At 67.2% G+C, this 21,154-nt stretch carries 26 protein-coding genes; 12 read left to right on the forward strand and 14 right to left on the reverse strand.

Annotated elements, in window-relative coordinates:
* Positions 1-114: 114 nt before the first annotated feature.
* Positions 115-1,647, reverse strand: a complete 1,533-nt coding sequence (locus ACNSN4_RS13245; protein ID WP_418286292.1) for a bifunctional metallophosphatase/5'-nucleotidase — start codon at positions 1,645-1,647, stop codon at positions 115-117.
* Positions 1,648-1,937: 290 nt separating this feature from the next.
* On the opposite strand from ACNSN4_RS13245, the gene rpl7ae reads away from it, so the two are divergent.
* The 4 genes from rpl7ae to ndk are packed head-to-tail and all read left to right on the forward strand — an operon-like array spanning position 1,938 to position 3,202.
* On the forward strand, positions 1,938-2,300 hold the full coding sequence (rpl7ae, locus tag ACNSN4_RS13250) for a 50S ribosomal protein L7Ae (RefSeq protein ID WP_128904979.1): 363 nt from the start codon (positions 1,938-1,940) through the stop codon (positions 2,298-2,300).
* Between the two features lie 6 nt (positions 2,301-2,306).
* A complete protein-coding gene (locus ACNSN4_RS13255; RefSeq protein ID WP_418286293.1) occupies positions 2,307-2,531 on the forward strand; it encodes a 30S ribosomal protein S28e in 225 nt (74 codons plus the stop codon).
* A 3-nt stretch (positions 2,532-2,534) separates the two neighbouring features.
* On the forward strand, positions 2,535-2,726 hold the full coding sequence (locus ACNSN4_RS13260) for a 50S ribosomal protein L24e (RefSeq protein WP_418286294.1): 192 nt from the start codon (positions 2,535-2,537) through the stop codon (positions 2,724-2,726).
* Positions 2,723-3,202 carry a nucleoside-diphosphate kinase gene (gene ndk / locus ACNSN4_RS13265; RefSeq protein ID WP_418286295.1) on the forward strand — a complete coding sequence of 160 codons (480 nt, stop codon included), beginning with the start codon at positions 2,723-2,725 and terminating at the stop codon, positions 3,200-3,202. Before ACNSN4_RS13260 ends, ndk begins: the two co-directional genes overlap by 4 nt.
* A 434-nt stretch (positions 3,203-3,636) precedes the next feature.
* On the opposite strand, the gene ACNSN4_RS13270 is transcribed toward ndk, so the two are convergent.
* From ACNSN4_RS13270 to ACNSN4_RS13280, 3 genes are all read right to left on the reverse strand, one after another.
* On the reverse strand, positions 3,637-4,863 hold the full coding sequence (locus ACNSN4_RS13270) for an outer membrane protein assembly factor BamB family protein (RefSeq protein ID WP_418286296.1): 1,227 nt from the start codon (positions 4,861-4,863) through the stop codon (positions 3,637-3,639).
* 86 nt (positions 4,864-4,949) lie between these two features.
* Complete coding sequence (locus ACNSN4_RS13275) at positions 4,950-5,666, reverse strand: carbonic anhydrase (protein ID WP_418286297.1); 717 nt, start codon at positions 5,664-5,666, stop codon at positions 4,950-4,952.
* A gap of 86 nt (positions 5,667-5,752) precedes the next feature.
* Positions 5,753-5,878: a hypothetical protein gene (locus ACNSN4_RS13280; protein ID WP_418286298.1), complete on the reverse strand. Its 126-nt coding sequence runs from the start codon at positions 5,876-5,878 to the stop codon at positions 5,753-5,755.
* 86 nt (positions 5,879-5,964) lie between these two features.
* Between ACNSN4_RS13280 and ACNSN4_RS13285 the strand changes: the two genes are divergently transcribed.
* From ACNSN4_RS13285 to ACNSN4_RS13295, 3 genes are all read left to right on the forward strand, one after another.
* Positions 5,965-6,681 carry a P-loop nucleotide/nucleoside kinase family protein gene (locus tag ACNSN4_RS13285; protein WP_418286299.1) on the forward strand — a complete coding sequence of 239 codons (717 nt, stop codon included), beginning with the start codon at positions 5,965-5,967 and terminating at the stop codon, positions 6,679-6,681.
* A 160-nt stretch (positions 6,682-6,841) separates the two neighbouring features.
* Positions 6,842-7,126: a translation initiation factor eIF-1A gene (locus ACNSN4_RS13290; protein ID WP_418286300.1), complete on the forward strand. Its 285-nt coding sequence runs from the start codon at positions 6,842-6,844 to the stop codon at positions 7,124-7,126.
* Between the two features lie 77 nt (positions 7,127-7,203).
* A complete protein-coding gene (locus ACNSN4_RS13295; RefSeq protein WP_418286301.1) occupies positions 7,204-9,114 on the forward strand; it encodes an SLC13 family permease in 1,911 nt (636 codons plus the stop codon).
* Between the two features lie 34 nt (positions 9,115-9,148).
* Here ACNSN4_RS13295 and ACNSN4_RS13300 read toward each other — a convergent pair whose 3' ends face one another.
* The gene (locus tag ACNSN4_RS13300; protein WP_418286302.1) at positions 9,149-9,769 is read right to left on the reverse strand and encodes a hypothetical protein; all 621 of its coding nucleotides are present in this window, start codon (positions 9,767-9,769) and stop codon (positions 9,149-9,151) included.
* A 124-nt stretch (positions 9,770-9,893) separates the two neighbouring features.
* On the opposite strand from ACNSN4_RS13300, the gene ACNSN4_RS13305 reads away from it, so the two are divergent.
* Positions 9,894-10,628 (forward strand): helix-turn-helix domain-containing protein, encoded by a 735-nt coding sequence (locus tag ACNSN4_RS13305; RefSeq protein ID WP_418286304.1) that lies wholly within the window; start codon positions 9,894-9,896, stop codon positions 10,626-10,628.
* 62 nt (positions 10,629-10,690) lie between these two features.
* Entirely contained in the window at positions 10,691-10,882 is a 192-nt protein-coding gene (locus ACNSN4_RS13310) for a hypothetical protein (RefSeq protein ID WP_418286305.1), read from the forward strand.
* Between the two features lie 5 nt (positions 10,883-10,887).
* Here the strand turns inward: ACNSN4_RS13310 and ACNSN4_RS13315 are convergent, their stop codons facing one another.
* From ACNSN4_RS13315 to ACNSN4_RS13325, 3 genes are all read right to left on the reverse strand, one after another.
* Positions 10,888-12,255, reverse strand: a complete 1,368-nt coding sequence (locus ACNSN4_RS13315; RefSeq protein ID WP_418286306.1) for a M28 family peptidase — start codon at positions 12,253-12,255, stop codon at positions 10,888-10,890.
* A 57-nt stretch (positions 12,256-12,312) separates the two neighbouring features.
* The gene (locus ACNSN4_RS13320; protein ID WP_418286307.1) at positions 12,313-13,020 is read right to left on the reverse strand and encodes a DUF2270 domain-containing protein; all 708 of its coding nucleotides are present in this window, start codon (positions 13,018-13,020) and stop codon (positions 12,313-12,315) included.
* A 95-nt stretch (positions 13,021-13,115) separates the two neighbouring features.
* Positions 13,116-13,451: a DUF7113 family protein gene (locus ACNSN4_RS13325; protein ID WP_418286308.1), complete on the reverse strand. Its 336-nt coding sequence runs from the start codon at positions 13,449-13,451 to the stop codon at positions 13,116-13,118.
* A 121-nt stretch (positions 13,452-13,572) separates the two neighbouring features.
* On the opposite strand from ACNSN4_RS13325, the gene ACNSN4_RS13330 reads away from it, so the two are divergent.
* Positions 13,573-15,540 (forward strand): ATP-binding protein, encoded by a 1,968-nt coding sequence (locus ACNSN4_RS13330; RefSeq protein WP_418286309.1) that lies wholly within the window; start codon positions 13,573-13,575, stop codon positions 15,538-15,540.
* Positions 15,541-15,600: 60 nt separating this feature from the next.
* Here the strand turns inward: ACNSN4_RS13330 and ACNSN4_RS13335 are convergent, their stop codons facing one another.
* On the reverse strand, positions 15,601-16,014 hold the full coding sequence (locus ACNSN4_RS13335) for an RDD family protein (RefSeq protein WP_418286310.1): 414 nt from the start codon (positions 16,012-16,014) through the stop codon (positions 15,601-15,603).
* 144 nt (positions 16,015-16,158) lie between these two features.
* Here ACNSN4_RS13335 and ACNSN4_RS13340 point away from each other — a divergent pair, with 144 nt between their 5' ends.
* The gene (locus ACNSN4_RS13340) at positions 16,159-16,614 is read left to right on the forward strand and encodes a universal stress protein (protein ID WP_418286311.1); all 456 of its coding nucleotides are present in this window, start codon (positions 16,159-16,161) and stop codon (positions 16,612-16,614) included.
* Positions 16,615-16,650: 36 nt separating this feature from the next.
* Here ACNSN4_RS13340 and ACNSN4_RS13345 read toward each other — a convergent pair whose 3' ends face one another.
* Positions 16,651-16,938: a DUF8072 family protein gene (locus ACNSN4_RS13345; protein WP_418286312.1), complete on the reverse strand. Its 288-nt coding sequence runs from the start codon at positions 16,936-16,938 to the stop codon at positions 16,651-16,653.
* Positions 16,939-17,076: 138 nt separating this feature from the next.
* Here ACNSN4_RS13345 and ACNSN4_RS13350 point away from each other — a divergent pair, with 138 nt between their 5' ends.
* Positions 17,077-17,799, forward strand: a complete 723-nt coding sequence (locus tag ACNSN4_RS13350; RefSeq protein ID WP_418286313.1) for a DUF4013 domain-containing protein — start codon at positions 17,077-17,079, stop codon at positions 17,797-17,799.
* 46 nt (positions 17,800-17,845) lie between these two features.
* Here ACNSN4_RS13350 and ACNSN4_RS13355 read toward each other — a convergent pair whose 3' ends face one another.
* The 4 genes from ACNSN4_RS13355 to ACNSN4_RS13370 form a co-directional block, all read right to left on the reverse strand.
* The gene (locus ACNSN4_RS13355; RefSeq protein ID WP_418286314.1) at positions 17,846-18,322 is read right to left on the reverse strand and encodes a 50S ribosomal protein L11; all 477 of its coding nucleotides are present in this window, start codon (positions 18,320-18,322) and stop codon (positions 17,846-17,848) included.
* An 80-nt stretch (positions 18,323-18,402) separates the two neighbouring features.
* Positions 18,403-19,797, reverse strand: a complete 1,395-nt coding sequence (locus ACNSN4_RS13360; protein ID WP_418286315.1) for an MFS transporter — start codon at positions 19,795-19,797, stop codon at positions 18,403-18,405.
* 60 nt (positions 19,798-19,857) lie between these two features.
* Positions 19,858-20,607 carry a TetR/AcrR family transcriptional regulator gene (locus tag ACNSN4_RS13365; RefSeq protein WP_418286316.1) on the reverse strand — a complete coding sequence of 250 codons (750 nt, stop codon included), beginning with the start codon at positions 20,605-20,607 and terminating at the stop codon, positions 19,858-19,860.
* A 174-nt stretch (positions 20,608-20,781) separates the two neighbouring features.
* The gene (locus ACNSN4_RS13370; RefSeq protein WP_418286317.1) at positions 20,782-20,976 is read right to left on the reverse strand and encodes a cold-shock protein; all 195 of its coding nucleotides are present in this window, start codon (positions 20,974-20,976) and stop codon (positions 20,782-20,784) included.
* Positions 20,977-21,154 lie beyond the last annotated feature (178 nt).

The following is a 21,154-nucleotide window of genomic DNA, read 5'->3' on the forward strand; positions in this document are numbered from 1 at the left end:
ATTCGGTGCCAACGGCCGACATGGTGCCGGACCGCGCCGCGGTGGTCTCGACGATCGGCGACGCGTCCGGCGATCGCGGAAGTCGCGTCGCGCGTCGTCGCCTACCGTCGCCGCTCAGCGACGCTCGGTCGCGGTCGACGCGCGGTTTCTGATCTCGATTCGTCCCTCGATTTCGGTGGCGATCCCGTGTTCGCGGGCGTACGCGGCGAGCACCTCGTACTGAATGTCGGCCTCGTCGATCCGGTGGCGCTGCGCCAGCGTCGGGAACTCGTGTTCGGAGTGGAGGAGGTACTCCGAGACGGCGACCGTGTAGCGAGCGTCGGGGTCGATCGGCTCGCCGCCGACGGTCGCCTCCGCGATCAGTTCGGTGTCGGCGTCCCAGACGACCTCGGCGTTCGAGACGTGGCCGTGCCACCAGTCGTCCTCGCCGAAGTCGACGTCCGGCGCGGCCATCTCGCGGAACACGTCGTGGAGCTCCGCGCCCGTCACGGACGCGAGTGTCACGGGCTCTTCGAACGGAATCAGGCTGATCAGGTCGGCCTTCGTCACCTCGCCCGCGAAGGGGTCGCCCTGTCTGAGCCCGCCCGCGTTCGAGAGCCCGACGTCGGCGTCGAGCGCCCACCGGAACGCGTCGGCGACGAAGTTGCCGATCCGGCACTCGCCGCCGTGGACGACCGCGCCGGTCCGTTCGATGGGACCGTTGACCTCGTCGACGACCTCCCCGAGGTCCGCGGCGGCCATCCGCTTCGCGAGCGCGTCCGCAAGCCCGGGAACGGGCTCGGCGCCGATCGGCTCGTAGAGGGTCGCGGTCGGGGCCGAGTCGCGGGTGTTTCCGTCGGCATTTCCGTCATCCGAGTGACTCCCGTCGAACGCGATCTCGACGACCGTCTCGCCGTTGACGCCCGGCCTGACGAGCCGCGTACCGGCGATCACCTCGTTGCGCCGGCTGTGGATATGGCCGCCGAGAATCGCGTCGACGTCGAGCGTCCGGGCGAGGTCGTCGTCGCCCGCGCCGAGGTGCGAGAGGACGACGGCGTGATCGAGCGAGTCCGCGTCGTCTGTCGCGCGGGCTCCGTCGTCCAGGCTGCCCTCGTCGTCCTCGTCGTCCAGGCTGCCCTCGTCGTCCGTGCCGTCTCCGCGCTCGGCGACCGCCGCCCGCATCTCGTCGAGCGCGTCGCCCGCTGCGGTCACGGGGTCGTCGAACGCGAGTTCGGCGGCCATCGGGTTGAGCGAGTCGGTCGCGGGGTCCGTGACGCCGACGAACCCGATCGTCGCGCCGTCGATCTCGCGGACCGTCCACGGGACGACGCCCTCGTCGCGGCCGAAGGGCTCCCCGTTCTCGTCGCGGACGTTCGCCGAGACGAAGGTCGCGGAGGCGTCGGCGACCAGCCCGCGAAGGGCGTCCGGTCCGTAGTCGAACTCGTGGTTACCGAAGGTGTCGAGGGCGGTGTCGGTCGCGGCGTAGAAGTCGTGGATCTGGCGTCCCGTCGCGACCAGCGAGAGCACACCGGGGGCGGTCGTGTCGCCGGTGGCGACGACCGCGGCGTCGGGACCGGACAGGGCTCGGATCTGTCCGGCGAGTCGGGCCGCGCGCTCCGGCGCGTCGAAGACGTTCTCGATGTCGGAGTAGTGAACGAGACGGACCATTCGATGTGGACGGAAGGGGCGTGCAACGCTTAAAAAGCGCGGAGTCGCAGCGGCGCGCGGCCGCGTTGAAATCCGTGCGGATGCCCGTCGGAACTGTCACGAACGTCCCGACGCGAGCGAGACGCTGTCGCCGTGATCCCCGCTCGCACACCCGCAGGACATTGAAAGCGCTTTTATGGATGTCCGGACTACGTCGCGTCACAGCCTCTGTGGGGTTGATGATGTGCCGTTCCGATAGGGACCGACCACGGGACGGACACGCGAGCCCGCGCGGAGGACAGGAGAAACACATGCCCGTTTACGTAGACTACGAAACCCCAGCCGACCTCGCCGAGCGATCGCTCGAAGCGCTCGAGGTCGCCCGAGACACCGGTACAGTAAAGAAAGGAACGAACGAGACCACGAAAGCCGTCGAGCGCGGCAACGCCGACCTCGTCATCGTCGCCGAGGACGTCTCCCCCGAGGAGATCGTGATGCACCTCCCCGAGCTCGCAGAGGAGAAGGGCATCCCGGTCGTCTTCGTCGACACGCAGGACGAAGTCGGTCACGCCGCCGGCCTCGAAGTCGGCTCGGCCGCCGCCGCCATCGTCGACGCCGGCGACGCCGACGACGACGTCGAGGACATCGGCGAGAAGGTCGCGGAGCTCCGATAACCACCCATGAGCGCAGAAGAGGGTATCGGCGACTCGACTACCGCCGAGGTGATCGAGGTCGTCGGCAAGACCGGGATGCACGGCGAGGCCATGCAGGTCAAGTGCCGCATCCAGGAAGGATCGAACCAGGGCCGGATCATCACCCGGAACGTCCTGGGCCCCGTCCGCATGGGCGACGTGCTCCAGCTCCGCGAGACCCAGCGCGACGCGGACTCCATCGGAGGGCGATAACCAATGGTCGAGACACGTACCTGCGATTTCACCGGCGAAGACATCGAGCCCGGCACGGGCACGATGTACGTCAAGAAGGACGGTACTATCCTCCACTTCGTCGACTCGAAGGCGGAGAAGAACTACTTCCTCGGCCGCGAGGCGCGCGACCTCGAATGGACTGAGGACGGGCGTCGACAGGGTGGCGAGGAATGAGCCACCACGACGAGCGCACCTTCGTGATGGTGAAGCCCGACGGCGTTCAGCGCGGTCTCATCGGCGAGGTCGTCTCTCGATTCGAGGACCGCGGCCTGAAGCTCGTCGGCGGCAAGTTCATGCAGATCGACGAGGACCTCGCACACGAGCACTACGGTGAACACGAGGACAAGCCGTTCTTCGACGGTCTCGTCGAGTTCATCACCTCCGGACCCGTCTTCGCGATGGTGTGGGAGGGCGCGGACGCGACCCGACAGGTCCGTTCGATGGTCGGCGAGACAGACCCCGCCGAGTCCGCTCCGGGCACGATCCGCGGCGACTTCGGCCTCGATCTCGGTCAGAACGTGATCCACGCGTCGGACCACGAGGACGAGGGCGCGAACGCTCGCGAAATCGACCTGTTCTTCGACGAGGACGAACTCGTCGACTACGACCTCGACACCGCGGCGTGGGTGTACGAGGACGAGCAGCACTAAGGGACGACTCTCGACGGGATCGTCTCGAGAGGCGATCCGACTCGGCCGCCGCTTCGACGTTCGCCGAGATCGTTTCGCTCTCCGCTGCGTCCGTGTCGGGTCACCGGCGTTTCGGAACGCAGCGCGCCCCATCGACCCGACAGCGACCGCTCTGTCGACACACCGCGTTTCCGATGAAAATCCGGGAACAACGGACCGCTATCAGCTGATCTCTCCGATTCAGTGACACATAAACCAGCCGTCGCTCGGGACCGGCGAAGCGATCGGGACCGACTGCGGCCCGCAATCCTACGTGGTGGCGGCACGATCGGGTTCGGCCGGGGCGCACCGAGTCGCACCGGACCGATACCGTGACGGCGACCAGCTACCATCGAAATGGCGACTAGCCGAAGTCCATCGAAATGGCGACTAGCCGAAGTCCATCGAAATGGCGGCTAGCCAGTTACCGCTATGATCCGACCGTCCTCGGCGACGACGATCACCTCGTCACGCCCGTCGCCGGTGACGTCCGCGAACAGCGGGCCAGCGTACACGACCGGCGCCCCGACGTCTCCGCGAGCGACGGCCTCCCCGGTGCGGCTCATCACGAGCACGGAACCGTCGCGATTGACCGCGACGGGGGCGGCAGTTCCGTCTCTCGTGACGTCACCGACGCCGGGGGAGTTCACCCGAGTCTGTCCGCCGTACTGCTGTTTCCACGCGACTTCGCCGTCGAGTAGGTCGACGGCCCAGACGCTTCCCGCGCCCCCGACGTGGATCTGTCCCGGACTGGCGTCGCCGACGGCGACCGGGAGGTCCTGGAGTCCGACCTCGTACCGGAGCGATCCGTCAGTAATCTCGATGGTCTCCAGGTTTCCGGTCGACCCGCCGAGCGCGAGGATCGGTCCGTCACGGGTGTCGACCGCGCTCCAACTCAGCGGCGTGACTGCGGGCGTCGTCGTCCAGCGCGTCTCCCCGCGCTCGTCGAGGAGGCGAACGGTATATGCGCCGTCGCTCGCGGTCGCAACCGCGAGGCCGCCGGTATCGTCCTCGAGCACGTCGGCGTCGACGATCAGCGGTCGCCGTTCTATCGGCTCGTCGAGGGTCGTCTCGAACAGCGCCTCTCCGTTCCCGTCGACGACGAGGACGGTACCGTCGGCGCCGGCGGCCGCGAGTTCGTTCGTCCCGTCGCCGGTGAGATCGCCGAGCGCCGGTTCGATTCCGCCGTTCGTCCCCGCGTCGAGCGCGAACCGCACCGTTCCGTCGGTCGCGTCGAGGACGACCAGCGCGCCGCGCTCGGTCGTGAACGCCACCACCGGATCGCCCCCGAGCGTCCCCGACGTGAACGCGCTGATCGCCGGCGGATCGTCGCCCGCTCCGGTGGAATACGCCGAGTCGATCGCCGAGAGCGGGGTTCGCCACGCGACGCCAGCGCCCGTGGTCGTGGCGCGCACCACTCGTTCGCCGTCCGCGACGGTCGACTGGACGATGACCGAATCACCGTCCAGCGTGGCGATCACCGCGCCGCTCCCGTCGTCGCCGGCGACGGGATCGGTCTCCCAGACGACCTCCGTCTCGGCCGCCCCCTCGTCGAGGCCGACGAACGCGAAGAGGGCGACCCCGACGCCGGTCGCGCCGCCAGCGAAGAGGATCAGGCTCGCGAATAGAACGCGACGGTCCATTACACGGTCGTTCGGTCGTCGTGGGGATACCGCTGTCGGATGCAGCAGCCGGCCGGCGCCTGAGGCGAGTCGAACGACGAACTCGCCTACAGCAGGCTCGCGACGTGGTCGGCACGCCCCTCGCCGACGAGTTCCCGGAGCGCCTCCGGGTCGCGCTCGCCGTTCGCGTTCACGAGGTACGCGGCGCCGTCGCGGTCGCCGTAGACGCCCTGGAAGTCGTAGACGAACCCGTACACGTCGGCGTCGGCCCCCTCCTCGGTGTCGGCGGCGATCGCGACCTGCTCGTGGACGTTGTACTCGACGAGACGGTTGTGGAGACTCGCCTCTGTATCGGCGTCGACTTCGACCGAATCCGCAGTCTCTTCGCCCGCGTCGAGCTCTGCTAGTCCCCGCTCGACGATCGGTACGAGGTCCTCCACGTCGGCTCGCACGCCCACCTCGTCCGGATACTCGTCGGTCTGTGCCGCCGCGAGCGCGGCGCCGACCGCCCCGCATCCCGTGTGGCCGACGACCGCGAGCACGCTCGTGTCGGTGTGCTTGAGCGGGTACGCCACGCTGCCGTCGAGCACGCGGACGCCGTCGACGACATCGCTTACGCGATTCCCGATGTTGCCCGCGGTAAAGAGGAACCCCGGGCGGTCGGTCGCCCACATCCCCTCCTGCGAGACGCGCGAATCGGAACAGCAGACCGAGACGACGGGCGGGCGCTGCGCCTCGCGGTAGTCGGCGAACGTGTCCGCGTCGAGCGAGTCGACGTGCTGATCGTTGCGGTCCAGGAGCTCGGCCAACAGGGAGCGGCTCATGGAGAGGTTTCCGCGGACGGATTACAAAAGGGACGCGAAGGGGGCGAGTATCGGAGCGGGCGAAGTCGCGGAGTTGGTCGGGCAGATCAGAGCGCGAGACCGACGCCGAATACGACGAACGCGACCACGAAGGCGCCGATAAGTGCGATCGTCGCGACCACGACGGCTGGAGCGAGCACCTCGTCGTCCTCGTCCAAGATGATGTCTTCCATGTCTCCTACGAGCGGCGGGACGGGATTTGAACGCTTCGCTCGTCGACGGGAAGCTTCTTTTACCGCTCCGCCGAGGATACGGACGAATGACGGAGGGCGATCGACCCCTGATCCCAGCGGAAGCGTCGCTGTCGAACGCCGATGCGGTCGACGGCGTCGAGTCAGGGGGCGCGGTCGCGCTCGTCGCGGTCTGTGGACTGCCCGGAGTCGGCAAGACGACGGTGGCCGAACGGATCGCCGGGCACGTCGACGGTGCGGTGCTCCGGACCGACGTGGTCCGGAAGGAACTGTTCGACGAACCCGAGTACTCGGAGGCGGAGACGGAGACCGTCTACGCCGAGCTGATCCGGCGCGCTCGCGCTCGCGTCGACGCGGGATCGGCAGTCGTCCTCGACGCCACGTTCGCGAACGCTCGGTTCCGCGAGGACGTTCGCGAGGCGGGGGCCCGCGTCGCCGACGCGTTCGCGCTCGTCGAGGTCGTGTGCGACGAGTCTGTCGTTGAGCGCCGGATCGAGCGCCGAGACGGCATCAGCGACGCCGACTTCGAGATTCACCTCCACTTCAAGGAGCTGTTCGACCGGATCGAACGCGATCACGTCGTCGTCGACAACTCCGGCGACGAAGCGGCGACGTTCGCGCAGGTCGACACCGCTTTCGGCGGACGGGCGGCGGTGTTTGGCGAGTCAACCGCAGGGTCCGACGGCTCCACAGGTCGGGATTCAGGCGAACGCCGTGTGGAGTCGGTTGACACCGAGCGAGACTCTGACGGGATGTCGGTAGCGTCGGAACACGGCGTCGACTGACAGTGAATACTGTCGGATTACAGAGGGCTCGGGCGGCAGATCGCGAGATATCCCGAGAGGTGCGTCTCGAAAAAACCGGCCATGATGTGGCATTCGTTCGCATGCGAAACGCGGACACGCGTCTCCAATCACTTATACCGCCGAATGCACTACTACCGGTATGAGCGAAGAATCAGGGCGTCGGAACCTCCGAATGCCCTCGGACGACGAAGTGTTCGCCGTGGTGACAGAACACCTCGGTGGGAATCACGTGCGACTGCGCTGTGTCGACGGCGAGACGCGACTCGGCCGCATTCCCGGCCGCATGAAGTACCGAACGTGGATCAGCGAGGGCGACGTCGTACTCGCAGAACCGTGGGCCTGGCAGGACGAGAAGGCGAACGTCGAGTGGCGGTACACCGACGAGGATGCGGACCAGCTGCGGCGCGAAGGCCACATTCAGTAGCTCCTTGTAGCGGTTGGCGGCTGTCCGGTGAATCCAGAGAGCGAAACGCTTTGTAGCTTCTCCGAGGCGTGACATACATGCTTGCCAGCGTGTCGACGGGGGCGTTCGTGGTGTTCGGGCTCATAATGATAGCCCTCGTTCTGTTCGTCTCCGAAGTCATTCCCAACGACGTCACGGCTATCGGTATCGTCGTCGCGCTGGCCGCGCTGGAGCCGTGGACCGGCGTCAGTGCCACCGGCGCGATTTCCGGATTCGCGAACACGGCGACGATCACCATCGTCGCGATGTACATGCTGAGCGCCGCGATCAGCAACACCGGGCTCGTCGAGCGGCTCGGCCTCCACCTCGCGGCGCTGACGCGGGGGAGCGAAACGCGCGCGCTGGCGGCGACGGTGTTGACGACCGGTCCGATCGCGGGATTCATCAACAACACGCCGGTCGTCGCGGTGTTCATCCCGATGATCTCCGACCTCGCAAAAGAGAGCGGCGTGTCGCCGTCGAAGCTGCTGCTCCCGCTGTCGTACGCCGCCATCCTCGGCGGCACCCTCACGCTCATCGGGACCTCAACGAACCTCCTCGCCAGCGAGTTCGCGGCCACCCTTCTCCCGCGCGGGGCGATCGGGATGTTCGAGTTCTCCGCGCTCGGAGTCGTCGTCCTCCTCGTCGGTATCGCCTATCTCATGACGGTCGGCCGTTGGCTCACACCGGCGCGAATTCCGGTCGATGTCGACCTGCTGGCGGAGTTCGATCTCGACGACTATCTCACGCGGCTGCGGGTGCCCGCGGACAGCGACGCCGTCGGTCTCACGGTCGAGGAGCTCGGCGCGATCGACCCGGTTCCGATCGATGAGTCGATCGGAACCGACGGCAGTGGTGACGGCGTCTCTTCGGGAACGCGTTCGGAGACCAGTGCGACGGTGCTGCAGATTCGCCGGGACGGAGAGCCCTTCCTCGCGGTCGACTCCGATCGGGAACTTCAGGCGGGTGACATTCTGGTGGTGCACGGGTCGCTCGCGGCCGCGGATCGATTCCGCGAGGCGCACGATCTCCGTCGCGTCGGCGGACGGCGCGTGAGCGATAGGAGTCTCGACGACGACACGACGGAGGGAATACTGGACAAGGCGGTCGTCCCCGAGACCTCGGGGTTCGTCGGGGAGACCGTCGCAGAGACGCGTCTCGCGGCCGTCTACGACACGACCGTGCTCGCGGTCCGTCGCGAGGGAGAACTGATCCGAACGGGGCTCGACGACGTTGAGATCGCGGTGGGCGACCTGTTGTTGATCCAGACGACGCCGGAGTCCGAGGCACACTTCGCGGAATCCGGCGACCTCCTGACGGTCGACGCCGAAACGCTCGACCGCCTCGACGACGAAGACATCGAGACGATCGCTCCGCTGTCCCCGAAAACCCCGGTTGCGATCGCGATCATGGCCGGAGTCGTCGGCGCCGCCGCGCTCGGCGTCCTCCCGATCGTTATCGCCGCGCTCGCGGGCGTGTTCCTGATGGTCGTCACCGGGTGTCTCACCGCCTCCGACGCGTACGACGCCGTCTCGTGGAACGTGATCTTCCTCCTCGCGGGCGTGATCCCGCTGGGTCTCGCGATGGACCGGACGGGCGGCGCGTCGCTGATCGCCGAGACGCTCGTGGCGACCGAAGCGGTGTTTTCCCCCGTCGCAGTCCTCCTGTTGTTCACGCTCGTCACCGGGCTGCTCGCAAACGTCATCACCCCGGTAGCGACGGTCGTCCTCATGATTCCCGTGGCTGTCGACGCGGCGGCACAGATGGGTGCGAACGGATTCGCGTTCCTGCTCGCGGTGATGTTCGCGTCCGCGACCTCCTTTTCGACCCCCGTCGGATATCAGACGAACCTGATGGTGTACGGCCCCGGCGGCTACGAGTTCACCGACTTCCTGCGCGTCGGCGGGCCGCTGCAGATCCTGTTAGCGGTCGTGACGACCGTCGGGATCGCGATTATCTGGACCGTGTGACGCCCCTTCCGCGGGCGTAAGCCGCCCTCCCGATTCACGCGTAAAACAGGATTATCACCGCGACGAACGCCAACTCGCCGACGATGAGTGCTCCCGCGAGCAGCCAGTAGCGATGCGTGTTGATCCACCGGAGCGATCGCGTCACGCGTCCCGGCGAGTTCGGGTCTCCCCGCGGGTCCGCTCTGTCGTCCCGTCCGCACAGAGACGCCCCGTCGATCCGCCACCCGTCGTCCACGTCGTACGTCGCGGGCACCCGCTCGCCGATCAGCCCGTCGATGTCGAGCGGTGAGACGCCTGCGGCACCGAGAAATTCGAGGAACGCCTCGGACTCCGAGAGCGACCCCCGACGCGGCGCGGGGAACCGCTCGACGTGAGTGGTTCCGCCGTGCGGGGTCTCCATCTCGACGACGACCGCGTCGTCTGTAGACCGTACCCCCGTGACGACCAAGACCGCTTCCTCGTCGTTGAGGTACGCCTCGCGGAGACGACGTTGCACCGTCTCGTCCACGGTCGCGTCCGCCGGCGGACCGTTTACGGTCGCGTCCGCTGGCGCGGTCGGCGAGTCGGCCTCGCGCGTCGGGTCCGTCGACGCGCTCGAACCGCTACCGTTCGTCGACTCCGACGTGCGCCCGTCGCGGGAGGGTCGATCGGGCATTCACCGTCCAGTTACCACTGCAATATCTTGACACCTTCCCTGTCTCATCGGGTGCGGACCCCCCGGCGCTATCTGCCGAGCCCGCTGCCGGAAACCGTTTGAACTTCCGCGCGAACGGTTCGGTATGCGCGAAGTGACGTTTCGGATCCGCCACCGCGGCGGCCCGGAGTCGGAAGTGAGTGCCCGCCATCCGGAGGTGACGTTCCGCTCCGTCTCCTCGATGACCGGGAGCGAGGCCGAGCGAAAGCGGATCATGGAACTCCGCGGGCCGACCGCGGAGATCGAGTCGTTCATCGACGAACTGCGAGCGGCGGAGGCGGTGACCGAAGCGGAACCGCTCTCGCCGGTGACGGGGAACCACGCCTACGTCGCACTCGGCGTCGATACCGAGGGATGGGACGGGATCAGCGAACGGCTCTCCGAGATGGGCGTTCACTATCGCACCGGGACGACGATCGCCGGCGGAATAGAGCGGTGGACCGTGTACATCACCGCCGATCAGGATCTGTCGGCGGTGATTCGGACGTTGGAGCGCGGGGGAAACGACGTCGAGCTGGCGCGGAACGTCGAGCTCGCCTCGATGGAGCGGCCGCCGGGGATGCCGGCCTCCGGGATCCTCGACGGGCTTACCACGAGACAGCGCGAGGTGTTGGCGACGGCGATCGCAATCGGATACTACGACCACGGTAGCGGGGTCGGCGTCGAAGATGTCGCCGGCGAGCTCGAACTGGGGACGACCACCGTGTGGGAACACCTCTCTCGGGCGGAGTCAACGGTGATGGACGCCCTGTTCGACCGATTTGAGGCGTGGGTGGTCGACGCCGAGAACCGCGGCACACGATCCTCGAAATCGAGCTAAAACGGCGCGTTCTCCCCTTATCTCGAACAATACTTTTGTACGTTCGGGACGGACCGCCGCGTATGAACGAGGGTTCGATGTCCGTTCCGACCGAGCAGTACGAGCGGCTCACGGCGCTGGCGGCCGCTCGCGGCGTGACGCCGGAGGCCCAGCTCGCTCGCCTCATCGACGACGCGTACGAGGGATTCGACGGCGACGCGGAGGCGGCGGAGACGCTCCCGCTCGGCGTCTGCGATTCGGACGAGGACGAGTAGCACCGCTACTCGTACGGCCACCGACCGCCCGTTTTGAGCTCCCGCACGTAGCCGTCGGGGATCGACGCCCGTATCTCATCTCTCGGCCGGTGTTCGACGGCACCCCCGCTGGCGGCGTCGTCGCCCGGCGTCGCGAAGCGGTACGTTGCGGCCGCGACCAGCGTCGCCACCTCTCGAAGGTCTCGCGGATCGAGTTTGTCGAGCGTGTCGGCGTGGGTGTGTCCCCACCCGCGTCCGGACTGCGCTCCCGCGGTTGACGCCATCACGGCCGGGATTCCCTCCTGGACGAACGCCCACTGGTCCCCGTGCGGCGAGATAGTCTCACCGGTCTCGATTGGTGCATCGAACGCCTCCGCGACCGCCTCGAAGGGAGCGGCCATCCCGTCGAAGCCGTTGGTACCTATCCGGAGGTTCCGGGAGTTGCACGCGCCGTCGAGGTTGATCACGCAGGCGATTTCGTCGTGCGGCGTCGTCTCCGCGGTGTGATACGCTCCCCAGAGGCCGATCTCCTCTGAGCCGAAGGTGATCAGCCGGACGCGGGTGTCGAGGTCATCTTCGACCGTCGCCAGCAGGCGTCCGACTTCGGCCACGAGCGCGGATCCGGCCCCGTTGTCGTTCGCGCCGTCGCTCACGTCGTGGGCGTCGACGTGCGCCGTGAGCAGGACGGCCTCGTCGGTGTCGGGCCCCACGTCGGCGACCGCGTTGACGGAGGTCGTGGGCTCGTTTCGGCAGTCGATCTCGATTCCGACTTCGACGGGGTCGTCCCCCGCAGCGAGGCGCGCGAACCGCGCGCCGACCTCCTTCGAGACGCCGACCGCCGGGATCGGGCCCGGCCGGTTGTGGTACCCGACCTCGCCGGTCGGCGGGAGCGCACCTTCCAAGTGGTTTCGGAAGACGAACCCCACGGCGCCGCGCTCGGCCGCGTTGACGTACTTCTCCATCCGGTGGATCCACCGGTCGTGCGATTCCGGTGTACGCGAGGACGCCATCGCGACCGCGCCGTCTAGCTCGTCGCCCGCCGCCTCGAACGCCTCGTCGGTTCCGTCGCCGACGTCGACGAGCGGCGCCGTCACCTCGCCCGCAGGCGTCCCGGGGAGCGCGATCACTTCGTGAGAACCCTCGTGTCGGCGGTCGACGGGGCCCGACAGCTCGATCGCGGAGTCGCCGCGCCACCAGCCGGGGATCTCGAACTCGTCGAGCCCGGCGTTGCGGAGCCCCGCGTCCTCGTACGCCTCCACGACGCGTTCCGCGCCGCGCCGCTCGCCCGCGGAGCCGGCCATTCGGTTGCCGATATCGACGAGATCCGTGAGGAGGGTCCACCCGAAGTCGCTCGTGCGCGCGTCGCCGACGACGCGGTGCGGTAGCGCTGTCATACGACTCGGTTAGACCGAGGGCGAAAAGGGGTTATGGGAAGCGGAACTGTGACCGGTTCACTTCCACTCGTCGACGTCCTCTGCGGACCGGAGCTCTCCCTTCGCGTGCCTCGGGCGATGGTGCAGCGTCAACACCAGCACGGCAAAATAAAAACCGCCGACGAGCGCGAGCACGAGCGCACCCGGAATCGCGCCGACCGCCGCGGTCGCGACGACCCCGCTCCCGGAGGGCATGAACACCGTGAGTCTGACGGTCCAGGCGACGATCAGGACGGTGAAAAGCGGCGCGTACACCCGGCGGAGACGGCGGGACATCGACTCGATACTCGGCGTCTTGATCGTCGGTTCGCGGAGGTCCTCGCTCAGGAGCTGCCGCCAGTTCGACTGCTCGACGCCCCCCGGCTCGAGCGCGTTCGCGAACACGTTCTCCTCTAAGAGTCGTACGCGGGACCGCCAGACGTCGAACATCCGGTACCGGCGCGTCTCGATCCCGAGGAAGACGCTGAGCATCACGAGCCCGATGAGCAGCACGTAGTGCGGACGCGACTCGCTCGAGAAGGTCCACGTGAGCAACGACGCCGTCACCACGACCGCCCAGTTGGTCGTTCGGTCGATGCGGGTCCGCCACGAGCTCATCCGCCCGAGCTCGCCCCGGTAGGTGTGAGCCATGAGCGAGAGGAAGTCGGAGCGGTCGTCCGCGGCCTCGGCGGCGACTTCGCGTTCCTTCCGCGAGCTGGGATCGAAGTCCTCCGGTGGTTCCGACATACGCCCTATACCGGGGCTACGAAGGTAAATCCCGTTGCGGGGCTCGACGCAACCGGCCCGAGACATCTCTGACGGTCGCCGATCAGCCCGAGCGCTCAGGCCGGGTCGGCTTTCGTCACCTCGACCTCGACGCGCTCGGGGTCGACGCCGATTCGCGCGAACTGCGTCCTGACGTGGTCTTTGGCCGCGTCGATCGCGGCCGACTTGGTGTCGAACCCGCGCGGCATCGGCTCCTCGAAGGCGACGCGGATCTCCTCGCCGTCGACGCGGAGGGCCGAGCCGCCGCTCTCGACCTGATAAAAGGAATCACAGACCCAGACGTACGGCGCGTCTTCGTTCGGCGCGCCCTTATAAACCGGCGGCTCCTCGCCGCGCTCGAACACCGTCCCGGTGAGGTCGGTCCCACCGCCGCTGCCGCGAACGAGTATCATGTCTCCGGTACGAGCCGGACACTGAAAAGGACCCCGCGGCCGGATGCCTCTCAAATCCGCTTGGACGGTGACCCCGCGGGGAGGGGGAAACGCTTTCGGGGCCCGCGGCGGTGATACATCCATGACGCTGGAGGACTTCACCGAATTCACCGACGGGGACGGCGGCGGAGACGCCGACGAGTCCGACCCACCGGCGGGGTCCGGGGCCGACGCGGCCGGGACTAGCGGAAGGGACGCCGCGACGGCGGAAGCCGCCGAAAGAGACGCTACAGCCGCTGAATCCATCGAACGTGGCGTCACACAGAGCGATGGGTCCACTCGTCCCACTGGAGACGCCCCCGTCGACGGCGCGGGCGGGAGCGTGCCCGCCGACGAGGCGGGCGACGATTTCGCGACGTACGACGTCGAGCCCGCGGGCAGCGACAGGGGACTCGGAGTCGTTTCGGTCTCACAGGGGCTTCGCGTCGCCGAGGAGGCCGAAGAGACGACGCTGAAGGCGTTCGTCACGACTGGCAACCGCGAGGCGGTCAGGCTCGGAAAGTACCTCCTGATCCCGTATCCCGACGGCGAGCGGCTGTTCTGCCGAATTGTCGGATTGGAGTACGCACAGGAGTTCCAGTCGGACGACGCCACCGAGATCCACGCCCGCAGACAGATGCGTCGCGACGAGTTCGCCGAGCGCGACTACAAGTTCATGGCCGAGCTGGAGCCGATGTCGGTCGTCTACGGCGCGGGCGACGACATGAAACGACGGATGACGGACCGCGTCCCGAAGCCCGGCGCGGTCGTCGAGGAGGCCGCGGACGACGCCGAGATCAAGACGGGACTGAAGATCCCCGAGGAGGGGGTGTTCCTCGGTCATCTCTCCGTCGGCGGCGAGAAGGTGCGCACGGCCGCGGAGCCGCCAACCGTCGATTACCGCGTGAAGGACGACTACGCCGACGGCGACCCGCTCGCGTTCCGGCACACCCTGGTCGCCGGGGGCACCGGCTCCGGGAAGACGCACGCCTCGAAGAACGTCCTGCGGCAGTACCTCGACGCGGACCGCACGTACCCGACCGGCGACGGGCGAGAGTCGCGGATGGCGGTCGTCCAGTTCGACCCGCAAGACGAGTACGCGCAGATGCACGACGACAACCCCGACCTCGACGCGGCGTTCGCCCGGCGACTGGAGCGAGAGGGGATCGCTCACGGGGGGCACGACGACACCGTCGCCCTCGTGCCGCGGGTCGCAGACGCGACGTACCCGGGTGAGGGTCACCGGGCCGAGCGCGTCGAGTTCACGATCCCCTTCTCGCTGGCGCAGGACATGCCGTGGCTCGTGGCGGGGTCGGGACTCAACGACAACCAGTACCCCGCGCTGTTGACACTTATAAACCGGTTCTTCCGCGATTACGGCGATTCGGGGACGTACAGCCAGTTCCTGTCGTACCTCGACGACCCGGCGCTCAAAGAGGAGCTTCACGAGAGCGGTCGGATCCACGAGGCGACGTACGACGCCGTCAAGCGGCGGGTCCGCGGCGTTCCCGGCGGCGTGTTCGACCAGGACGCAAAGCCGATCACCGAGTTGGACCACACCCTCGTCCGCCCCGGCGGGCTCTCCGTCGTCCCCACGTACCACCTGCCGACGTCGAGACAGAAGGAGATCGTCGTCCTCGCGGTCGCGGGGCTGCTGATCGACGACAAGCTCTCGAACGACCCCGCGAGCGACCGGATCAAGGAGACGCCGCTCCTCGTCGGGATGGACGAGGCGCACAACTTCCTCGCGGACGCGGACAACGTTCAGGCCCAAAAGGTCGTCCAGAAGTTCACGGAGGCCGCAAAGCAGGGCCGCAAGGAGCGACTCGGCCTCTTCTTGATCACCCAAGACCCGCAGGACGTGGCGGAGTCCGTGTTCAAACAGGTGAACACGAAGATCGTCTTGAACCTCGGCGACGAGGACGCGATCTCCAGCGTGAACATTCCCTCCAACCTCGCCGGAAAGGTCCCGTACATGGAGAAGGGCCAGATGGTCGTCTACTCGCCGGACAACTCCGAGCCGGTCGAACTGATCGGCCTCTCGACGTGCGTGACGCGCCACGGCGACTAACGGGGAACGTCGCGGTCGACGCCGCACACCGACTGGTTCACCCCCTACGGGATGCCTGGCTCAGGCCCGCACGACCAGCGTCTCCGCCAGTCGGTCACCGAGCCGCTGGTTGTCCCGCGAGTCCGCGATCAGCACGACACCAGCGAGGATGAAAAGGAGCGAGGATCCCCCGACGATCTTCGTGATATTTCGCACGATCGCGGGACCCGCGGAGATCTCGTTGCCGTTCGTGTCGACGACCTTGATCCCGACGAGCCGCTTCCCCGGTGTCTGCCCCCAGACGGCCTCCGAGACGACGTACCATCCCACCAGGATGAGGAGAAACGAGCCCATAGCGAGCGCTTCTGAGACGACGCTGACGACCGCGAGAACGACGACGGCGACGATAACGCTCGCGACGATGTCGACGAGCCACGCGCCACCGCGGGCGGTGACTGACGCCATTCGCACTTGTAGTGGGTAGGACGTATCCATGCGAGGGGATGCATGACCGTCTGGCAAGTGTTTTCTGAATGGTACACTGTCGCCGATGATGTCCGACTCACCTCTCACGAGGAGGGTTTCCGTCGCGTTGGAGCCGGTGCAGTCATTTTTAACCCGAGCGAGTGAAACGCGGATATGGGAAAACGAATCCTCGTCGCTATCGACGGATCGGCTGAGGCTACGGAGGCACTCGAGTTCGCGGCCACGGAGTGGCCCGACGCCGAACTGACGGCACTGCACGTGATCAACCCGGCGGATTCGACCACCGGTGCCGAGGGCGGGTTTCCCGGTGCGGTCGACCAGTGGTACGAGAGCGCCACCAAGCGCGGAAAGCGGATCCTGAAGGAAGCGGCGGCCGCGGTCGATCGAGACATCGACACCAGACTCGAGGTCGGGAGACCGACCGCGACGATACTCGACGTTGCGGCCGGTGAGCGCGCGGTCGACGACGAGGAAACTGGCCTCGCCGACCCCTTCGATCACGTCGTCCTCGCCAGTCGCGGACGGACGGGACTCTCACGCGTCGTACTTGGTAGCGTCGCTGAGAGCGTCGTCAGGAGAGCGGAGGTCCCGGTCACCGTCGTTCGGTGAGCCGCGAGGCCGTCTGGCGGCGCTTCTTCACGGCGTTCAGTCGTCGGCGCGCTCGGCCGCGGTGATCTCGCCGATCATCGACCATCCCTCCGCGTCGGACCCGGACCGGCCGAGCAGGATGGACTCGTAATCGTCGGAGGTGATGAGCCGGAACTCCGCATCGGCGTCGGCGTCGGTTCGAACTCCCTCGCCCCGGAACTCCCGCTGGAAGAACTCCGTCGAGGAGAACTCGAAGACGCCGACCTCGTCGCCGTCGATCGTGAGTCGAACGGGTCGCGGTTGGATGTTGTGGATGCGCTTGGCGATCGGATTGAGGTCGGGCATGTCGGAACGTCCGTGCGATTCGGAGGTAAAAGTGCCGTCCGCGCTGTCTGCGTCGTTCGACGGACTCGGCAACCGCGTCTCGGGTGAACCGACCTACGAGATTAAGCCCTCTCAGCGCGTCCGTACGTGAGATTATTCATGATATCAGCATCGCTCAACTACCTTCGAGACGGCGAAGACGCCATCGTGACGGTTGCAATCGGCGGAGTACTGCTGCTGGCGAGTCCCCTCCTGATTCCCTCGTTCCTCGTGCTCGGATACCTCACCCGCGTTATCCGACAGACGGCCGAAGGAGACGACGAGGCGCCGGTATTCGAGGCGTGGGGTGACCTCCTCGTCGAGGGGCTGAAGGCGTTCGCCGTCGCGTTCGTCTATTCGCTGTTACCGCTCGCGATTCTCACCGTTGCCGCCGTGTTCGGTATCGGCGCTGTCGTCGTCGGGTCCGGTAACGGCGCCGGCGGGTTCTTCGGTGGGCTGGTGGGAGGGCTACTGGCGCTGCTGTTCGTCGTCGTCGCGCTCGCCGTCTCGCTTGCGGGACTCTACGCGACCCCGGCCGCGCTGGCCGCGGTCGCTGACTCGGGACGCGTCGGCGACGGCTTCGCGATCGGCACGCTGTGGGGCGTCGTCACGAAGCGGGCGTACGCGGTCGGATGGCTCACCGCCGTCGCGGTGGTGTTCGCCGGCTCGGTAGCGGTCGGCGTGCTCTCCGTCGTTCCGATTCTCGGTACGATCGCCGGCGTGTTCGTCCAGTTCTACGCGCTCGTCGCCGCGGCCGCCATCATCGGCTGGACGTGGACCGACGTGCGACCGGTCGCGACCGACGTTGCGGAACCCGACCCCGCGAATCGGCCCGCGGTCTAGGCGGCTGTCAGACGGAACACCGCAGTAAAAGCCGCGAAAAGCCGCGTTACTCGTCGAGGACGTCGTCGTAGTCGCCGGCGTCGACGCGGTCGTCGAACGTCCGGGCGTCCTCGCCCTCGATGGTGACGCCGAGGGAGGCGCACGTGCCGCCGACTTCCTTGGCGGCGTTTTTCACGTCGTACGCGAGCAGGTCGCTCGACTTCTGCTTGGCGACCTTCTTCACCTGTTCGATGGACATGTCGGCGACGAAGTCCTTCTGGGGTTCACCGGAACCCGTCTCGAATCCGACCTCGTCTTTGATCAGTTCGGCCGTCGGCGGGACGCCGACTTCGATCGTGAACGAGCCGTCGTCCTCGTACTCGACGGTGATGGGGACTTCCATGCCGTCGAACGCGGCGGTTTCGTCGTTGATCTGCGCCACGACGTCCTGTACGTCCACCGGCGTCGGTCCGAGCTCGGGACCGAGCGGCGGACCGGGGTTGGCCTGCCCGCCGGGGACGAGCGCTTCGATAGTTCCAGCCATATCCGTACGAACCCGGTGACGACTTTTAACGGTTGTTCTTTCGGGCAGCGGGCGCGAGCGGTTCGCACACGGCGGCGCATTCACTCGGTAGCGGCCGATTCGTCATCCGCCGTAGCCCCGTCGTCGGCCGCGGCCGTCTCGCCCGCCGCTCGCCCCGGCAGAAACGTTCCCGTCTCCCGCCGAACGCCGAGGAGGAGCGCGACGCCAGCAGCGAGCGGAACGACTGCACAGGCGGCGTAGATCGGTGCGAATCCAACCGTTTCGATCAGGGGGAGCGACACCATCGGACCAAGTCCCCCGCCGACGTCACCGAGCACGTTGTTCGTCCCCGAAGCGCGTCCCATCCGCTCATCGGGCGTGAGGTCCGCTAAGAGGGCCATCATCGGCCCGCTGGTTCCGCCCTGTCCGGCTCCGATGAAGACGCAGGCGAACGCGAGGTCGGCGATCGACTCAGAGCGAGCGAGCAGCAAGAACCCGACGAACGAGACGATGAGGAACGTGATCAGAACCGGCGTTCGCGACTCGCGAGTGTCCGATATCCGCCCCCCGACGAGCATGAAAAAGGACGCGGAGAGCACGGTACCGGCCATGAACAGCCCGGAGGTCCCCTGCGGGTCGAGCCCGAGGAGCGAGAGGTCGTTCTCGCCCAGAAAGAGAACGAGGGTGGCGAACAGCGCGCCGATGTACGCGAACAGCAGCCCGAAGTTGACGAGTCCGACGGTCACCGCCGGAACCGAGGTGTCGATGTCCCACGGCTTGACCGACTCCTTCGTGCGGTCGGTGGTGACGTGCGTCTCGGGAACGAGCCGGTACGCGACCGCGCTCGCGACGAGCGCGAAGGCGGCGGCGACGGCGAACGCCGCGGCGTTGCCCGCGAGCGACGAGACGACCCCGCCGAGCACGAGCCCCGCCGGAAAGCCCATCGTGATCCCGCCGCGGACGACGCCCATGTTCGTTCCCCGCGAGCCGCTGTCGGAGAGGTCGGCGGCGATGGTGTACGCCGTCGCGAACACCGCCGCGGAGCCGAGTCCCCAGAGGACGCGTGCGAGGAGGAACCAGGTCTCCGGCGCGACGGCCGCCGCGATCGGCGTCATCCACCAGTCGGCCCCGACCGCGACCGGGCCGACCGTCCCCGCCGGGAGCGCCTCGGCGAGCCACCGCAGCGACGCCGCGGACGGCATCACGAGCGCTATCACGTACCCGAGCGTGGCGATCCCCTCGATGAATAGCCCGAGGACGAACGGCTTCCGGGTGCCGTACCGGTCGACGAGGGCGCCCGCCGGGGCGTTGGCGACGAGCCGTACCCAGCGGTTCGCCGAGAGGATCACCCCGACCATGAACGCCGAGATCCCGAGGACCGCGCCGAGGTTCGGCAGGATCGGGAACACGACTCCGCCGCCGAAGCCGACGAAGAAGGTGCTCGCGATGACCGCGAGCAACACCGTCGGCGGTCGATCGAAGCCGAGCCACGCCATCTCAGTCCCCTCGCCGCTGTCGTCTCACTCGTCCGGCCGTCGTACCGTTACGAAGTCGAGTCACTCCTCGTATCGACCGTCACGCGTCATTTCGTCGATTCCGTCTTCGAGCGACGGGAGCTCGACGCCCTCCGCGAGCAGCGGGCCGACGACCCGCTGGAGCGTCGCCTCGGCGACGGTCCGCGTGTACGTCGACGAAACGCCCCCAGCAGTCGGCTTACGGCCGCGCTCCGCACCGTCTTCCCCCTTTTCGTCTGTCGCTTTGCCGTTGCTTTCGTCGTCATTCGCCTCTCCGCTGAGTGTGATCTGCCGCGTTCGCGCGCCGTCGAGCGTCGCGACGAGTAGCGCCGCCGTCTCCTCGACGTCGACGTCGCGGAATATACCCGCCTCGATGCCGGATTCGAGAATGTCGGAGACGGTCCCGCGGAGCAGCCGATCGCTCCGTACCAACTGGTCGCGGATCCGCTCGTTGAACGGCCCCTGTGTGCGGAGTTCCAACAGCGCGATGTGGAACGCTTCGCGGTCGACGGCGTCGGGCTCGAAGACGAACCAGCCGACGAACTGGACGAGCCGCTCCGTCGGCGGATCGTCGGCGTGTGCTTCGATCCGCGCTTCGGAGTCCGTGATGACGTGATCGAGGAACGCGACGAGGAGGTCCTCCTTCGTGTCGTAGTGGTAGTGGAGCAGCGACTTGCTCTTCGAGCACTCGTCCGCGATATCCTGCATCGTGACATCGGCGTAGCCGTGGGCGCGGAGCGCGTGGTAGACTCCGTCCATGATCTCGTCCGCCGCGCTCGGCTGTTCGCTCATTGACTGACCGGTCAGTCAGCAACTGATAAATTCCTATCGGTCGGGGAGATACGCGAGTTCCCGTAGCTCCTGCGTGCCGCTGCGCAGCGCAGCGGCTGCGGTACGGAGCGTCGGCTCGGGGAGTGGAAATAGTCGAAAAGCCGATACAACCATCGAACGTCGTCGTCGGTACGGTTACAGACGGGTGACGTTCGTCGCGCGCGGACCCTTGTCGGCCTCCTCGATGTCGAACTCGACTTCCTGACCCTCTTCCAGGTCCGGGCCGCCGACGTCCTCCATGTGGAAGAACACGTCCTCGTCCGCGTCGTCAGTCTCGATAAACCCGTAGCCGCCAGTGTCGTTGAAGAAATCAACCTTTCCGGTCGCCATTGCGTCTGTAAGAGCGCGCCACCGATATAAAACACTTCCGCGAGCAGTGTACGCACGTGTCCCGGCTCAGTGTACGCACGTGTCCCGGCTCAGTGTACGCATGTGTCCCGATTAGTACTCACCCGCCCGGGGCCACCCGATCGAACGCGGGTCGCCGACTGCCGTCTGTCTTCCTCCG

Source organism: Halorubrum marinum, from assembly GCF_048381195.1.
Classification (GTDB): domain Archaea; phylum Halobacteriota; class Halobacteria; order Halobacteriales; family Haloferacaceae; genus Halorubrum.

Excerpts from the sequence above, each read along its gene's own strand:
- ACNSN4_RS13245 (WP_418286292.1), bottom strand. The coding sequence starts at position 1,647 with ATGGTCCGTCTCGTTCACTACTCCGACATCGAGAACGTCTTCGACGCG.
- rpl7ae (WP_128904979.1), top strand. The coding sequence starts at position 1,938 with ATGCCCGTTTACGTAGACTACGAAACCCCAGCCGACCTCGCCGAGCGA.
- ACNSN4_RS13255 (WP_418286293.1), top strand. The coding sequence starts at position 2,307 with ATGAGCGCAGAAGAGGGTATCGGCGACTCGACTACCGCCGAGGTGATC.
- ACNSN4_RS13260 (WP_418286294.1), top strand. The coding sequence starts at position 2,535 with ATGGTCGAGACACGTACCTGCGATTTCACCGGCGAAGACATCGAGCCC.
- ndk (WP_418286295.1), top strand. The coding sequence starts at position 2,723 with ATGAGCCACCACGACGAGCGCACCTTCGTGATGGTGAAGCCCGACGGC.
- ACNSN4_RS13270 (WP_418286296.1), bottom strand. The coding sequence starts at position 4,863 with ATGGACCGTCGCGTTCTATTCGCGAGCCTGATCCTCTTCGCTGGCGGC.
- ACNSN4_RS13275 (WP_418286297.1), bottom strand. The coding sequence starts at position 5,666 with ATGAGCCGCTCCCTGTTGGCCGAGCTCCTGGACCGCAACGATCAGCAC.
- ACNSN4_RS13280 (WP_418286298.1), bottom strand. The coding sequence starts at position 5,878 with ATGGAAGACATCATCTTGGACGAGGACGACGAGGTGCTCGCTCCAGCC.
- ACNSN4_RS13285 (WP_418286299.1), top strand. The coding sequence starts at position 5,965 with ATGACGGAGGGCGATCGACCCCTGATCCCAGCGGAAGCGTCGCTGTCG.
- ACNSN4_RS13290 (WP_418286300.1), top strand. The coding sequence starts at position 6,842 with ATGAGCGAAGAATCAGGGCGTCGGAACCTCCGAATGCCCTCGGACGAC.
- ACNSN4_RS13295 (WP_418286301.1), top strand. The coding sequence starts at position 7,204 with ATGCTTGCCAGCGTGTCGACGGGGGCGTTCGTGGTGTTCGGGCTCATA.
- ACNSN4_RS13300 (WP_418286302.1), bottom strand. The coding sequence starts at position 9,769 with ATGCCCGATCGACCCTCCCGCGACGGGCGCACGTCGGAGTCGACGAAC.
- ACNSN4_RS13305 (WP_418286304.1), top strand. The coding sequence starts at position 9,894 with ATGCGCGAAGTGACGTTTCGGATCCGCCACCGCGGCGGCCCGGAGTCG.
- ACNSN4_RS13310 (WP_418286305.1), top strand. The coding sequence starts at position 10,691 with ATGAACGAGGGTTCGATGTCCGTTCCGACCGAGCAGTACGAGCGGCTC.
- ACNSN4_RS13315 (WP_418286306.1), bottom strand. The coding sequence starts at position 12,255 with ATGACAGCGCTACCGCACCGCGTCGTCGGCGACGCGCGCACGAGCGAC.
- ACNSN4_RS13320 (WP_418286307.1), bottom strand. The coding sequence starts at position 13,020 with ATGTCGGAACCACCGGAGGACTTCGATCCCAGCTCGCGGAAGGAACGC.
- ACNSN4_RS13325 (WP_418286308.1), bottom strand. The coding sequence starts at position 13,451 with ATGATACTCGTTCGCGGCAGCGGCGGTGGGACCGACCTCACCGGGACG.
- ACNSN4_RS13330 (WP_418286309.1), top strand. The coding sequence starts at position 13,573 with ATGACGCTGGAGGACTTCACCGAATTCACCGACGGGGACGGCGGCGGA.
- ACNSN4_RS13335 (WP_418286310.1), bottom strand. The coding sequence starts at position 16,014 with ATGGATACGTCCTACCCACTACAAGTGCGAATGGCGTCAGTCACCGCC.
- ACNSN4_RS13340 (WP_418286311.1), top strand. The coding sequence starts at position 16,159 with ATGGGAAAACGAATCCTCGTCGCTATCGACGGATCGGCTGAGGCTACG.
- ACNSN4_RS13345 (WP_418286312.1), bottom strand. The coding sequence starts at position 16,938 with ATGCCCGACCTCAATCCGATCGCCAAGCGCATCCACAACATCCAACCG.
- ACNSN4_RS13350 (WP_418286313.1), top strand. The coding sequence starts at position 17,077 with ATGATATCAGCATCGCTCAACTACCTTCGAGACGGCGAAGACGCCATC.
- ACNSN4_RS13355 (WP_418286314.1), bottom strand. The coding sequence starts at position 18,322 with ATGGCTGGAACTATCGAAGCGCTCGTCCCCGGCGGGCAGGCCAACCCC.
- ACNSN4_RS13360 (WP_418286315.1), bottom strand. The coding sequence starts at position 19,797 with ATGGCGTGGCTCGGCTTCGATCGACCGCCGACGGTGTTGCTCGCGGTC.
- ACNSN4_RS13365 (WP_418286316.1), bottom strand. The coding sequence starts at position 20,607 with ATGAGCGAACAGCCGAGCGCGGCGGACGAGATCATGGACGGAGTCTAC.
- ACNSN4_RS13370 (WP_418286317.1), bottom strand. The coding sequence starts at position 20,976 with ATGGCGACCGGAAAGGTTGATTTCTTCAACGACACTGGCGGCTACGGG.